At 39.8% G+C, this 12,444-nt stretch carries 16 protein-coding genes; 15 read left to right on the top strand and 1 reads right to left on the bottom strand.

Annotated features, from left to right (window positions below):
- The first annotated feature begins 4 nt into the window (after nt 1-4).
- The 3 genes from BO15_RS0101620 (at nt 5) to BO15_RS0101610 (ending at nt 3,541) form a co-directional block, all read left to right on the top strand.
- Nucleotides 5-670: a DUF5067 domain-containing protein gene (locus BO15_RS0101620; RefSeq protein ID WP_033151768.1), complete on the top strand. Its 666-nt coding sequence runs from the start codon at nt 5-7 to the stop codon at nt 668-670.
- A gap of 183 nt (nt 671-853) precedes the next feature.
- Nucleotides 854-1,756 carry an adenylyl-sulfate kinase gene (locus BO15_RS0101615; RefSeq protein WP_033151767.1) on the top strand — a complete coding sequence of 301 codons (903 nt, stop codon included), beginning with the start codon at nt 854-856 and terminating at the stop codon, nt 1,754-1,756.
- 99 nt (nt 1,757-1,855) lie between these two features.
- Nucleotides 1,856-3,541, top strand: coding sequence for an alpha-amylase family glycosyl hydrolase (locus tag BO15_RS0101610; RefSeq protein WP_052169708.1), 1,686 nt, complete (start codon nt 1,856-1,858; stop codon nt 3,539-3,541).
- Between the two features lie 151 nt (nt 3,542-3,692).
- Here the strand turns inward: BO15_RS0101610 and BO15_RS0101605 are convergent, their stop codons facing one another.
- Nucleotides 3,693-4,142, bottom strand: a complete 450-nt coding sequence (locus BO15_RS0101605; protein ID WP_033151766.1) for a CYTH domain-containing protein — start codon at nt 4,140-4,142, stop codon at nt 3,693-3,695.
- A 145-nt stretch (nt 4,143-4,287) separates the two neighbouring features.
- Between BO15_RS0101605 and efp the strand changes: the two genes are divergently transcribed.
- The 12 genes from efp to BO15_RS0101545 all read left to right on the top strand — a co-directional run bounded on the left by efp (nt 4,288) and on the right by BO15_RS0101545 (nt 12,438).
- Nucleotides 4,288-4,845 carry an elongation factor P gene (gene efp, locus BO15_RS0101600; RefSeq protein ID WP_033151765.1) on the top strand — a complete coding sequence of 186 codons (558 nt, stop codon included), beginning with the start codon at nt 4,288-4,290 and terminating at the stop codon, nt 4,843-4,845.
- 2 nt (nt 4,846-4,847) lie between these two features.
- Nucleotides 4,848-5,048 (top strand): hypothetical protein, encoded by a 201-nt coding sequence (locus BO15_RS0101595; RefSeq protein ID WP_033151764.1) that lies wholly within the window; start codon nt 4,848-4,850, stop codon nt 5,046-5,048.
- Nucleotides 5,049-5,804: 756 nt separating this feature from the next.
- On the top strand, nt 5,805-7,190 hold the full coding sequence (locus BO15_RS0101590; protein WP_081828513.1) for an MATE family efflux transporter: 1,386 nt from the start codon (nt 5,805-5,807) through the stop codon (nt 7,188-7,190).
- A gap of 103 nt (nt 7,191-7,293) precedes the next feature.
- Nucleotides 7,294-8,439 (top strand): FprA family A-type flavoprotein, encoded by a 1,146-nt coding sequence (locus BO15_RS0101585; RefSeq protein ID WP_033151763.1) that lies wholly within the window; start codon nt 7,294-7,296, stop codon nt 8,437-8,439.
- A 123-nt stretch (nt 8,440-8,562) separates the two neighbouring features.
- Nucleotides 8,563-9,516 (top strand): L-lactate dehydrogenase, encoded by a 954-nt coding sequence (locus BO15_RS0101580; protein ID WP_033151762.1) that lies wholly within the window; start codon nt 8,563-8,565, stop codon nt 9,514-9,516.
- Between the two features lie 83 nt (nt 9,517-9,599).
- Nucleotides 9,600-10,163 carry a GNAT family N-acetyltransferase gene (locus tag BO15_RS0101575; RefSeq protein WP_033151761.1) on the top strand — a complete coding sequence of 188 codons (564 nt, stop codon included), beginning with the start codon at nt 9,600-9,602 and terminating at the stop codon, nt 10,161-10,163.
- 4 nt (nt 10,164-10,167) lie between these two features.
- Nucleotides 10,168-10,470 (top strand): hypothetical protein, encoded by a 303-nt coding sequence (locus BO15_RS0101570; protein WP_330371997.1) that lies wholly within the window; start codon nt 10,168-10,170, stop codon nt 10,468-10,470.
- A gap of 32 nt (nt 10,471-10,502) precedes the next feature.
- Complete coding sequence (locus tag BO15_RS0101565; RefSeq protein WP_033151759.1) at nt 10,503-11,027, top strand: nitroreductase; 525 nt, start codon at nt 10,503-10,505, stop codon at nt 11,025-11,027.
- A 30-nt stretch (nt 11,028-11,057) separates the two neighbouring features.
- Nucleotides 11,058-11,399, top strand: a complete 342-nt coding sequence (locus BO15_RS0101560; protein WP_033151758.1) for a phenylpyruvate tautomerase MIF-related protein — start codon at nt 11,058-11,060, stop codon at nt 11,397-11,399.
- On the top strand, nt 11,399-11,779 hold the full coding sequence (locus BO15_RS0101555) for a DUF4186 domain-containing protein (protein ID WP_033151757.1): 381 nt from the start codon (nt 11,399-11,401) through the stop codon (nt 11,777-11,779). The genes BO15_RS0101560 and BO15_RS0101555 overlap by 1 nt, the downstream gene beginning before the upstream one ends.
- 16 nt (nt 11,780-11,795) lie before the next feature.
- Nucleotides 11,796-11,966, top strand: coding sequence for a hypothetical protein (locus BO15_RS0101550; protein WP_033151756.1), 171 nt, complete (start codon nt 11,796-11,798; stop codon nt 11,964-11,966).
- Nucleotides 11,967-11,979: 13 nt separating this feature from the next.
- Nucleotides 11,980-12,438 (top strand): HD domain-containing protein, encoded by a 459-nt coding sequence (locus BO15_RS0101545; RefSeq protein ID WP_033151755.1) that lies wholly within the window; start codon nt 11,980-11,982, stop codon nt 12,436-12,438.
- Nucleotides 12,439-12,444 lie beyond the last annotated feature (6 nt).

Below are 12,444 nucleotides of genomic sequence, written 5' to 3'. Positions count from 1 at the left end.
CAATATGAAAAAGAGATTATTAGCAGCTCTTCTTGTTTCATTTGCACTTGTATTTGGCGTAACAGGATGTGGCAAATCTTCTGCTATCAAGGATAAGGTTGAACAGTCAGCAGATTCTGAAGAAGACGAGGATGATGAGGATGATGACGAGGACGATGACAAGGATTCAAAGAAGAAGTCTAAGGACGACGAGGATGATGACGATGTTATCGTAGCAGGCACAATTGATACTTCAAGCAAGTACGCATTTAATGTTGATACAGCATTACTTGGAACAGATGAGTATTATGATGATGTAGTTATTGTTTACCTTGTTGGTGAGTTCACAAACAACTCTGATGAGGTAATGGATTTTGCGAGTGTAGTTAATGTTGAAGTAAAGCAGGATGGTATTTCTCTTGATAGAGCATACATTTCTGGTACATCAGAGCTTAACTATGCAGAAATTAAACCAGGAGAGTCTATTCCAATTATCTTAGGATATGAGTTGGATAGTGCAGATTACGATGTTGATATCGTTTGCACAGATTACACTCACTATGCAGATGAGGTTCTTTTCGAAGGCTCATTCTCAATCGATGAGTTGATTGATAACACAAATGAATATATTGATGAGTACGAGGATTACATCAGCGACGAAGGTATTGATGAATTTGAAGATTCTCTTTAATCATTAGCTTTTAATTAGGCTGTCACACTATGAAAGTGTGGCAGCTTTTTTGTTTGTGCATTCAGACAGATTTTTCGGTAAATTAAATAAAATTGGGTTAAAGCGGTTTAACGTTAAATATATTTTGGTATACTTATTGCGTGTTGTTTATGTCATATCTATAGTGAGCAGGAGGATATTATTATGGCTATTGATCTTAAACAATACGAGGCACTTCCACATGGCGATATGCCAGGTGACAAGGTAGAAATAGGTGAGGAGCATGTTAGAAAGGCAACTCTTATTATGGAGAAGCTTGAGGGCATGCTAGATGAGGTTATCGCAAAGGACGGCAGAGCTGTCATAGCAGTTTGCGGTGGCTCAGGAGTAGGAAAGTCTGAGACAGCGTCTCTCATTTCTTATTTCTTGAATGAGAAGGGCATTGGTGCTTATACAATGTCAGGAGACAACTATCCTAGAAGAATTCCTATGTACAACGATGCAGAAAGACTTCGCATCTTTAGAACTAGCGGTGTAAGAGGCCTTGTAAAGGCTAACGAAGCAACACCTGAACACTTCGACAAGCTTAGAGCTTGGCAACAGGAGGAGACAGATGCTTCAGCGGACCATGTTTCAACTGATCCATGGATGAAGGCTTACCTTGATGCTGGTAGAGAAGGACTCACAGGCTATCTTGGAACTACAAACGAAATTGATTTCGATGAAGTAACTGGTATTGTTAAGGCTTTCAAATCCGGCCAGGATAAGATCTACCTTAAGAGAATGGGTAGAACCGATTCTGAACTTTGGTATGATGAAGTTGATTTTACAAACAAAAAAGTTCTAGTTATTGAATGGACACATGGTAATAGTGATAACTATGAAGGCGTGGATATTCCAATCCTTCTCAACAGCACACCGGAAGAGACACTGGCTCACCGCAGAGCTAGAAATCGTGATGGCAAGACTGATAGTGCATTCACTATGCTTGTGTTGGAACTCGAGCAGAACCTTTTAAAGTCACAGGCTCACAAGGCAAAAATTATTCTTTCTAAATCAGGTGAGTTACTTTCATATAGCGAATACCAAGCTCTAATGAGTAACTAATAATGTAGTAATGTAATATTTAAAATTTAGATGAGTCTGTAGATAACAAGCTATTATAATTCTCAAGTGAAGCTTTTTATGCTGAACGGAGAATTCATAATGCTTGTTATCGTAACAGACGGACTAGGAGGATTAATTGTGAGCAATGGACCAATGTTAAATGCCTATCCAGATTCTATGGGTGGCACATTAGATGATATTGTAAAGGTTCTTAGTAAGGATGAATTGAAGGACGTATTCGAGTCATTCTACATCCTTCCAAGTATTTTTAATACAGATTTAGACAGAGGCTTTTCAGTAATTGATTATGGAATCAATGAGGAGCTTGGTAGTAAGGAAGCCATTGAGGCTATCAAGGATATGGGCATCGACCTTAAGCTTGATTTCATCCTTAACCATGCGTCTGTATTATCAAAGGAGTTCCAGGATATCATCAAAAATGGTGAGAATTCTAAGTACAAGGATTTCTTCATTGACTGGAACAAATTCTGGGAAGGTTGCGGTACTCTCACAAAAGAGGGCTACATTCAGCCAGATGAAAAATATATCAAGGATATGTTTTTCCGCAAGCCAGGTTTACCAATTCTTATGGTAAGATTCCCAGATGGCAGAAACGTACCATATTGGAACACATTCTACCAGGAGGTTCGCTACAAGAATCTTGAAGCGGAAGACCTTATGGAAAAGATGGATATCCAGTATGTGGCTGCTACACGTTTAGCACAGTGTGTTAATTCCCAAATCAGCCAGGGAACAAGCGTAGCAGATTTGAAGCTTGGAAAATACGAACAGTATCGCGATGAGGTGGTTGATTTACTTGAGAGCAGCCGTAGATACTTAGGACAGATGGACTTGAATATCAAGTCTCCACTTGTTTGGGAGTTCTATGAAAACACTCTTAAGACACTTTCATCATATGGTGCTAAAATCGTCAGACTTGATGCATTCGCATATGCTCCTAAGGAGCCAGGAGAAAAGAATTTCTTGAATGATCCTGGAACTTGGGATTTACTACAGAAGGTTAGAGAGCTTGCAGACAAAAACGGAGTGACATTACTTCCTGAGATTCATGCAAGCTACGGCGAGAAGATTTATGAGTTAGTAGCAGGCAAAGGCTACATGACATACGATTTCTTCTTACCAGGACTTCTTATATACGCAATCGAGAATCACAATCCAGAGGTTCTTATCAACTGGGCAAAAGAGCTTGTTGAAAAGGATATCAGAGTTGTAAATATGCTTGGTTGCCACGATGGTATTCCACTTCTTGATTTGAAGGGACTTCTTCCAGAAGACGAAATCCAGAAGATGATAGATGTACTTGTTTCTAGAGGAGGATTTGTAAAGGATCTTCACGGAGCAAAGAACATGTACTATCAGGTAAATGCTACATACTACAGTGCATTAGGTGAAGACGATAAGAAGATGCTCTTTGCCAGAGCAATTCAGATGTTCATGCCAGGTAAGCCACAGGTATGGTACTTAGATTTGTTCGCAGGTAAAAATGATCACGAAGCTGTTGCTCGTGCAGGCGCAGGTGGTCACAAAGAAATCAACAGAACAAATCTTACAATGGAGCAAATTGAGGAAGGACTTAAAAAGGATGTTGTTAAAAAGCAGATAGAGCTTTTGCAGCTTCGTAAGTCACATCCTGCATTTGGTTTTGATAGTAAACTTTCAATCAATACCAATGGTTCAGTTGTTTCCTTTACATGGACAAAGGATAATGACACCATTACTCTAGAGGCAGATTTTGAAAGCCTAGAGTACCAAATTATTAAATAATTAAGGAAAGCCAGTATGTTACGGCTACAAGCCTACTGATTTCTTCGCTCGACTACATGTCTCGCTTAAGAAATAGTAGAGCTTGATGCCTACATACTGGCTTCTGTTTTTATGAGTATAATCTACACTATGTAAAATCTTTCTAGGTAATTTACGAGAGCGGATTTCCGAAGATCATATTCGAATTGTGGTAGCGGCGGTCATTGGTGACATCTTCGCCGAACCATTCTGGTGGGGTGAAGGAATTGGCTTCTTCCTCGGTTGGGAACTCTACCTCAGCCATAATGAGACCTTCCATATGACCTGAGAATACATCAAGTTCGATTGTGTATGGATCAAGTGGAATAAGATAGCGTCGCTTTGTGATAGGATAACCGTCAATCTTTTCTAGAAGATGTTCATAAGCTTCCTTTGTGAGAGCAGCTTCGATTTCCTCACGAGCCATCAATCCACTTCCTTTATATGTTAGAATGTATGCGTCATCTTTTCGACGGATTCTAACAACAGGACTTGTAGAAAGGTATCCCTGTTCAATTTCAACATACTTATATTGGCCTAAATCAGGCAATTCTTTGATTAAAAATTTTCTTTCAATTTCCATGGATTTATAGTAGCAAATAAAGAGAGAAATGAAAATATATTGAAAAAAACAGAAATTTGCGGTAAAATTACCATTACGAGTGCTAATATATCCGGGCGATGTGGTAGGGCTCGGTATAGGTATAGCTTTTAAGGAGGAATTTATAATGATTACAGCCGGTGATTTTAGAAACGGTATGACTATCGAAATGGATAATCAGGTTTATCAGGTAATTGAATTTCAGCACGTAAAGCCAGGTAAGGGTGCAGCTTTCGTTCGTACTAAGCTTAAGAACATAAAGAACGGTGGTGTTACAGAAACATCTTTCCGTCCAACAGAGAAGTTCCCAGCAGCACGTATCGATCGTAAGGATATGCAGTATCTCTACAACGATGGTGACCTTTACAACTTCATGGATGTTGAGACATACGATCAGGTAGCGCTTACATCAGATCAGATTGGTGACGCTCTTAAGTTCGTTAAGGAAAATGAAATCGTAAAGATGCTTTCACACAATGGTTCAATCTTCTCAGTTGAGCCACCTATGTTTGTTGAGCTTCAGATTACAGATACAGAGCCAGGTTTCAAGGGCGATACAGCTACAGGTGCTACAAAGCCTGCTACAGTTGAAACAGGTGCTGTTGTATACGTTCCACTTTTCGTTGAGAATGGTGAGACAATCAAGATTGATACTAGAACTGGAGAGTATTTATCAAGAGTTTAATTATGGATTATAGAGAATACCCGCTTTCGGAGCTTTTAAAAAATCGAAAAATATTTGCCGTATTTGACGAAGAATTTCAAAAGGGCACTTGGCTGGATGCCACAGCTCTACTTGGAAGCGAAAGCACAATAAATCAATTATATCGTGACGGCACAGTACCTCGCGATACATTAGACAGGATTGTTGAGCGTCTCTCTAAATAATGCAAATCAAGGACCTTAGGATTACCTAGGGTCCTTTTTTATACCCTGCCGTCCGGGATTAATGTGGGCTAAATGTAAAGTTCTGCTGGGCTCCCTGCCCGCCACATACTGGTGGTTGCTAGGCGTGGACGATTTCGCGAATATTATAGTTTTTCTTAGCACGAAAGGAGCCCACACTGCTGGTGTCTTATTGCGGGATGAACTTTTTCTGAATCTGTATAAGCTAGGACGGACACTTTTAAACTATAAATATGGATTTTCAAAGCTATGGTACCTTGGGCTCATATTACATTCGCTAAGTAGAACTAAAAAAGAGATATTTGTATGTATGAGCACCGTGGCACATTCAACGTCCTGTTTCAAGTGACCACTGCTGCCGCCGTCCTAGCGGCAGCTGCTCATCCATATCAAATATCTCTTTTTGTTCTACTAAGCTCATTCCAAAATCGCCCAAAGGTTACCATAGTTTTGAAAACCCATATATACGCCATGAACAGTGTGTCCGTCCATAGACATACAGATTCAGAAAATGTACAGACCTGCAAAAGACGACAGCTAACAAGTGTGGGCTCATTGTGCTCTAGAAAAACATAATATTCATGCGATGCCCACGCCTAGCAACCACCAGTGTGTGGCAGGCAGGGAGTCCAGCTTCACATATTGGAAAGCCCACATTAATCCCAGGGTCGAATTTGCAAGTTAGTTACGGAATAAACCTATTGTGTTTGCGGGAGTTATCACGTACTATTGGAGAAAATGAGAAAATTGGAGAAGGATGTAATGACAAAGGATAGTGCAGTTAAAATAGACAATAGGCATTTTTACAGTAGGTTGGCGACCATAGCGGGTCCGATAGCATTTCAGAGTTTGATGTTGGCGCTGGTGGCGGCCTGTGATGCGTTGATGCTGGGGAGAGTGGCACAGGAGCAGATGACGGCTGTGTCGTTAGCTACTCAGATTCAGTTCGTCCAGAATATGCTGATTATGGCTATTACGGGAGCGGGAGCAATCCTTGGAGCCCAGTACTGGGGCAAAGGTGATAAGAAAACTATACAGAAGCTTTTTGATATGATGCTGAAGTATGCAGGGGCTATTTGCATAGCCTTCTTTATTGGATGTGAGTTTTTCCCAGAGGCCTTGATGCATGTGTTTGCAAGCGACCAGACTTTGATAGAGCTTGGTGCAGATTATCTTCGCATTGCTGGATGGTCTTACCTGATAACTGGTGTATCCCAGAGTTATCTTGCTGTAATGAAGGTTACGGACCATGTAAATGAAAGTGCATGGATTAGTAGCTGTGCGGTTGTGATGAACGTGGTGTTCAATCTGATATTTATCTTTGGTTTCCTTGGAGCTCCTAGAATGGAAGCGAAAGGTGCTGCTCTTGCAACAACCATTGCACGAGTAATCGAGCTTGTTATTTGTCTTGTGATTTCCGGTAGGGCAGGCTACATTAGGCCGGCACTAAGCAAGATGTTTAAAATCAGCAAGGAACTTACAAAGGACTTCTGGAAACAGTGTCTGCCACTGATGGGAGGTTCTCTTTTCTGGGGTGTAGGCTTCACTTCTTACACTGCAATAATGGGACATATGGGCGTTGATGCAGCTGCAGCGAATTCTATTGCAGCAGTCGTAAGGGATCTGATTTGCTGTGTTTGTAATGGTATCGGAAGTGCTGCTGGCATCATTGTTGGAAATGAGCTTGGTGCTGGTAATCTAGAAATGGGAAAAGCTTATGGTATCAAGCTTATGAAGATTTCTTACGTAATCGGCATTGCATCTATGATTATCGTATTTGCGGTAACACCACTTACCGTTCACATGGTTCTTTTAACTGATGAAGCCAGAAAATATCTTACAGGCATGATGTGCATAATGGCTGTGTACATGATAGGACGATGTGTAAACACTGTCACAATTAACGGAGTGTTAGATGGCGGCGGAGATACCATATTCGATATGTATAGCCTGGCAGTGTGCATGTGGGGAATAGCAATTCCTCTGGCGCTGTTGGGAGCTTTTGTATTCCACTGGCCAGTGCTACTTGTGTATTCATGTACATGCCTTGATGAAGTAGGTAAAATTCCATGGGTAATGATTCGCTTCCGTAAATACAAGTGGGTTCAGAATCTGACCAAATAGTTTAGTAATTTCTATTTGAGAACTTTTTATCGATAAAGCTGAAATCATAGATAGTTATATTGCTATTTGGTAAGATAGAGATATGTAAAAGGAGGATTTGGTAATGACAATTTCAGAAGCTATTAAATATATAGGCTGCGATGATAAGACTATCGATTTGTTCGAAAGTCAGTATCCAGTTCCTAACGGAGTATCATACAATTCATATGTGATTTTGGATGAAAAGGTCGCTGTCATGGATACAGCAGATCCTAGAGTGACAGACCAGTGGTTGGCAAATCTTGATAAGGAGCTGGCTGGACGTACACCTGACTATCTTGTGGTTTCGCACATGGAGCCAGATCACTCTGGTTCAATCAAGGTATTCCTTGAAAAATATCCTGATACCACAGTAGTTGGAAATGCCAAGACATTTACAATGATGGCGCAGTTTATGGATGCCAGCATATTTGAAAATAGAAAGCACGTGGTGGCTGAGGGAGACACACTTTCTCTTGGAAGCCATGAGCTTACATTTATCATGGCACCAATGGTTCACTGGCCAGAGGTAATGGTTGAGTACGAATCTACAGAGAAGGTCCTTTTCTCCGCAGATGGATTTGGAAAGTTTGGTGCGCTTGATGTGGATGAGCCATGGATTGACGAGGCTCGTAGATATTATCTTAATATTGTGGGTAAGTATGGTGCGTCTGTTCAGGGATTGTTGAAAAAGGCAGCAAATCTTGATATCCAGAAAATCTGCCCATTGCATGGACCAGTTTTGACAGAGAATTTAGATTACTACATTAATCTTTATGATACATGGAGTAGCTATAAGCCAGAGGAAGAGGGTGTGCTTGTTGCATGCGCTTCTATCCACGGTAACACTAAGAAAGCAGCCCTTGAGCTTGTAGAAAAGCTAAAGGCGGCAGGCAATAAGGTGCAGTTTATCGACCTTACAAGAGAAAGCTTGTCAGAGGCCGTTGCCAGAGCATTTTATTGGGATAAGATGGTGTGCTGCGCTTGCACTTATGACGGAGGATTATTCCCACCAATGCAGGATTTCTTACATCATCTTACAGCAAAGGCTTATCAGAATCGTAAGGTGGCATTTGTAGAAAATGGTACATGGGCGCCTCAGGCAGCTAAGTGTATGAAGGCAATTCTTGAGCCAATGAAAAATATGGAATTCGTGGAGCCAGTGGTTTCCATTAAATCAACACTTCAGGACCCAGCCCAGCTGGATGCGCTTGTAGCTGAACTAAAGTAAGTAATTTATATGTTTAAGTGAGCAAGTAGTACACAAGCTCTGATAATTCTCAAGTGAGACATGTTGTCGAACGGAGAATTCATCAGGCTTGTGGACGTGACTTGCGGACTACAGGAGGTGCGTATGGCAGTAGAAGTAAACCAGAGAAAAGTAGCGATTATAGGAGCAGGATTTGTAGGCTCAGCTACAGCTTTTGCTCTTTCGCAGAGCGGTCTGTTTTCAGAGATGGTTTTAATTGATGCAGACCATGAAAAGGCAGAAGGTGAGGCAATGGATATTTCCCATGGCGCACCATTTACAAAGCCTATTAAGATTTATGCGGGAGATTATGATGATGTGGCAGATGCAGCTATTTGCGTAGTCACAGCTGGTGCAGGACAAAAGCCAGGTGAGACAAGACTTGATCTTGTACACAAGAATGTTGGCATCTTTAAATCAATCATTCCAGAAATTTCTAAGAGAGATTTTGGCGGAATTTTGCTTATCGTAGCAAATCCTGTTGATGTTCTTACTCTTGCAGCTTTAAAGCTTTCTGGTCTTCCAGAAAATAGAGTAATCGGCTCAGGTACAGTTCTCGATTCTGCTCGTCTTAAGACTGAGCTTGGTGAGCATCTTGGTATTGATAGCCGTTCAGTACATGCTTTCATCATCGGAGAGCATGGCGATAGCGAAATTGCTGCATTCTCAAGTGCTAATGTTTCTGGTATTCCTCTTAATGATTTCTGCGAAATGAGAGGTCATTTCAATCACGAAGCATCTGAAAAGGCCATTGCAGAGCGTGTAAAAAATGCTGCTTACGAGATTATAAAGAGGAAACATGCTACATATTATGGCGTAGCTGTTGCTGTAAGACGTATCTGTGAAGTTATCATCCGTGATGAGAAATCAATCCTTCCAGTATCATCTATGATGCATGGAGAATATGATATCGATGGCGTATGTCTTTCAATGCCAGCCGTTGTTGGTGCTGATGGATTGGAGACAAAGGTTCCAATTTCTCTTGATGAAGATGAGATAAAGGCACTTCAGGAATCTGCCAAAACTCTTAAAGAGGTAGTAGATACTATTGAGTGGTAAAATAATGTGATAACTATATAATTAATAAAGGCGAGGGTTTCCCTCGCCTTTGATATCAATGTCATATTATGGAGCAGGTGGAAATGAATCTACAGCAGTTAAATGAAAAACAAATTTCAAAGCTCTATGAAGAGCATATGGTTATAGACTTTCCTAAAGATGAGCTGAAACCATTAAAGATGATTCTTAAATCTGTTGAAGAAGGATTTTATGAATGTCTTGGCCTTTTTGAAAAGAAAAAAATAGTAGGTTACACTTTTTTAGTAAGATTTGATAATAGCTATCTTATAGATTACATAGCTATTTTCCCAGAATTACGAAATAAAGGTATAGGAGCCAAACTTCTTAGTCTTATAGACGAATATCTTGAAAAAGCAGACAGAATCATAGGAGAAGTGGAAGATCCTACTTATACAAAAGATGAATCTCAAAAGCAGCTTCAGACTAGACGTTTGAATTTTTACCTTCGCAATAACTGTAGTGATACAGGATTAAGAGTAGAGTGCTTTGGAGTAAATTACATTGTCCTAGAGGCTGGAAATAAGCTTTGTCAAAATCAGGATGAGGCTTGGAATTTATATGAGAAATTCTATAAGAGTTTTTTACCGACAGATAAATTTATAAAAAACATAAAGAGGCTAAATTAAAGAAATGTTAGATATGAGAAATAAATCACCACTTAGTATAGAACTTTATAATACGCTAGTTCAGGATGGCTATGGGCACCAGTTTGCAACGTTGATAACAGATAATTTAAATACCGATTTTACAGCTGGGCGAATGCTAGGATATCTTGCTCACTATGACCATCTGCCAGAAGTAGAAATTGCGGATGAGATGCTTGCTATATTAAGTGATAGAAAGCAAATCATGGATAAAAAGGCTGCAGAAAGCTATAATGCAGCTTGGAATAATTATAGACAGGCTGGAATATTTGATAATATCGAGGAATAATTATTTCTAAGGAATAAAGGGGGATTATTACAATGAACGAAACATTAAAGGTACTTGAAAGTCGACGCAGCTGTAGAAAATTTAAATCGGACGCAATTGCAGAAGAGGATTTAGATGCAATAATTAAAGCTGGAACATATGCGGCCACAGGTATGGGAAAACAAAGCCCAATTATTATTGCAGTTAAAGACAAAACACTTAGAGATGAACTCTCTAAAGAAAATGCTAAAATTGCTGGCGCGCCTGAGGGATTTGACCCATTCTATGGAGCACCTGTTATCTTAATTGTTTTAGCTGATAAAGATGTTGTTACTCATGTATACGACGGTTCTCTTGTAATGGGAAATCTTATGAATGCAGCTGAAAGTTTAGGAATTGGTAGTATCTGGATTCATAGAGCCAAAGAAGAATTTGAATCTGATTTTGGAAAAAACATTCTTAAGAAATTAGGCATTGAAGGAGATTTTGAGGGAATCGGACACTGTGCACTTGGCTATGCTGAAGAGCCAGCGAAACCAGCTGCTCCTAGAAAAGATAATTATGTATACTATATATAGATTAACAACACAAGATAGGAGATTATTGTCATGCCATTTATTGATTCAAAAATAACAGTACCAGTTACTTCCGAATTAAAGGAAGAAATCAAATCAGAATTAGGAAAGCTCATAACTACTTTAGGTAAAAGCGAAACCTATCTAATGGTAGGAATCGAAGATGCCTATGACTTATGGCTTGGTGGAAAGAAGCTTGATAAAGGAGCTTATGTTTCTGTAAGTCTATACGGAAATGCTCCTGCAGAATCATACGATAGGCTCACTGGCCAAATCTGTAATTTGTTTGAGGAAAAGCTTGGTATTCCAGGTAATGCCGTATATGTAACTTATCACCCTGTAAATGACTGGGGTTGGAATGGAAGTAACTTTTAATGAATAGAGAAGAATGGTTTGCTCAGCTGTTTACGCGGCTGGGCAATTCTAAATTTAGAACAAGTTTTAAATTAAAGCAAAAAGATATAGACTATATACATGAGAAAGGGCTAGATACTATAAGAGCTCACGCTGCAGATTTCATTGCTAAAAGAGAAGCTCCTGCTGTTATCCCTAATGATGGCAAGCAGACTCCTACAAAGGGCCATCCTGTATTCATTGCTCAGCATGCAACAGCTACCTGTTGTAGAGAGTGCATTAGAAAGTGGCACAAGATAGCGCCTGGTAAAGAGCTTAGTCAGATTCAGCAAGAATATTTAGTGGATGTAATCATGACATGGATTGAGAAAGAATTAGAAGAGAATAAACGTACAAGATAATGGGAGGGTATATGGAATGGAGACTTGGTATTACGTTGTAGAAAGCATTGATGGCGATTACGCTAATTTAAAGAGAACTGATATTGAATCAGATGAGCTTAAATTAGTAGCGCGTGCCTTACTCCCTGCAGATATAGAAGAGGGTAGTAATTTAAAATATGAACTGATGCAATATTTTCTAATCTAGGGGAGGATAGCAAATGAGCAGATTAAAAACACTTCGTGAATACGTAGATAAAGAATTAAATCTTTTGGAAGAAGAGAAGCGCACCAGTGCTACAGCACATCTTTACGGTGTATCTCTTGCAGCCACTATTCTTGCCAAGAAACGTGGGCTTAATGAAGAGCTTGCAGCTATGGCAGCAATGCTTCATGATATGTATGCATATAAAAGTGGTTCTTACGATGATCATGCTCATTTAGGGGCTGATTTGGCCAGAAAGATTCTTGATGATTTGGCCATAACTACTTCAGCAGAAACTGATATTATCTGCTCTGCAATATATCATCATGATGACAAACTAGTAATTGATTCGCCTATGGATGAACTACTAAAAGATGCTGATGTAATCGATCATTGCTTTAAAGATTCATCTAAGCCTATCAAGGAAAAAGAGCAGAAGAGATACGAAAACCTTTGTAAAGAGTTAGGTTTATAGTAATAA

It is taken from the genome of Pseudobutyrivibrio ruminis HUN009, assembly GCF_000703005.1.
GTDB classification, from domain to species: Bacteria; Bacillota; Clostridia; order Lachnospirales; family Lachnospiraceae; genus Pseudobutyrivibrio; species Pseudobutyrivibrio ruminis_A.
The sequence above is the reverse complement of the archived record's forward strand: the minus strand, read 5'-3'. Positions and strand labels throughout refer to the sequence as shown.

Excerpts from the sequence above, each read along its gene's own strand:
- BO15_RS0101615 (WP_033151767.1), top strand. The coding sequence starts at position 854 with ATGGCTATTGATCTTAAACAATACGAGGCACTTCCACATGGCGATATG.
- BO15_RS0101595 (WP_033151764.1), top strand. The coding sequence starts at position 4,848 with ATGGATTATAGAGAATACCCGCTTTCGGAGCTTTTAAAAAATCGAAAA.
- BO15_RS0101570 (WP_330371997.1), top strand. The coding sequence starts at position 10,168 with ATGTTAGATATGAGAAATAAATCACCACTTAGTATAGAACTTTATAAT.
- BO15_RS0101580 (WP_033151762.1), top strand. The coding sequence starts at position 8,563 with ATGGCAGTAGAAGTAAACCAGAGAAAAGTAGCGATTATAGGAGCAGGA.
- BO15_RS0101620 (WP_033151768.1), top strand. The coding sequence starts at position 5 with ATGAAAAAGAGATTATTAGCAGCTCTTCTTGTTTCATTTGCACTTGTA.
- BO15_RS0101550 (WP_033151756.1), top strand. The coding sequence starts at position 11,796 with ATGGAGACTTGGTATTACGTTGTAGAAAGCATTGATGGCGATTACGCT.
- BO15_RS0101610 (WP_052169708.1), top strand. The coding sequence starts at position 1,856 with ATGCTTGTTATCGTAACAGACGGACTAGGAGGATTAATTGTGAGCAAT.
- BO15_RS0101585 (WP_033151763.1), top strand. The coding sequence starts at position 7,294 with ATGACAATTTCAGAAGCTATTAAATATATAGGCTGCGATGATAAGACT.
- BO15_RS0101545 (WP_033151755.1), top strand. The coding sequence starts at position 11,980 with ATGAGCAGATTAAAAACACTTCGTGAATACGTAGATAAAGAATTAAAT.
- efp (WP_033151765.1), top strand. The coding sequence starts at position 4,288 with ATGATTACAGCCGGTGATTTTAGAAACGGTATGACTATCGAAATGGAT.
- BO15_RS0101605 (WP_033151766.1), bottom strand. The coding sequence starts at position 4,142 with ATGGAAATTGAAAGAAAATTTTTAATCAAAGAATTGCCTGATTTAGGC.
- BO15_RS0101575 (WP_033151761.1), top strand. The coding sequence starts at position 9,600 with ATGAATCTACAGCAGTTAAATGAAAAACAAATTTCAAAGCTCTATGAA.
- BO15_RS0101555 (WP_033151757.1), top strand. The coding sequence starts at position 11,399 with ATGAATAGAGAAGAATGGTTTGCTCAGCTGTTTACGCGGCTGGGCAAT.
- BO15_RS0101565 (WP_033151759.1), top strand. The coding sequence starts at position 10,503 with ATGAACGAAACATTAAAGGTACTTGAAAGTCGACGCAGCTGTAGAAAA.
- BO15_RS0101590 (WP_081828513.1), top strand. The coding sequence starts at position 5,805 with ATGAGAAAATTGGAGAAGGATGTAATGACAAAGGATAGTGCAGTTAAA.
- BO15_RS0101560 (WP_033151758.1), top strand. The coding sequence starts at position 11,058 with ATGCCATTTATTGATTCAAAAATAACAGTACCAGTTACTTCCGAATTA.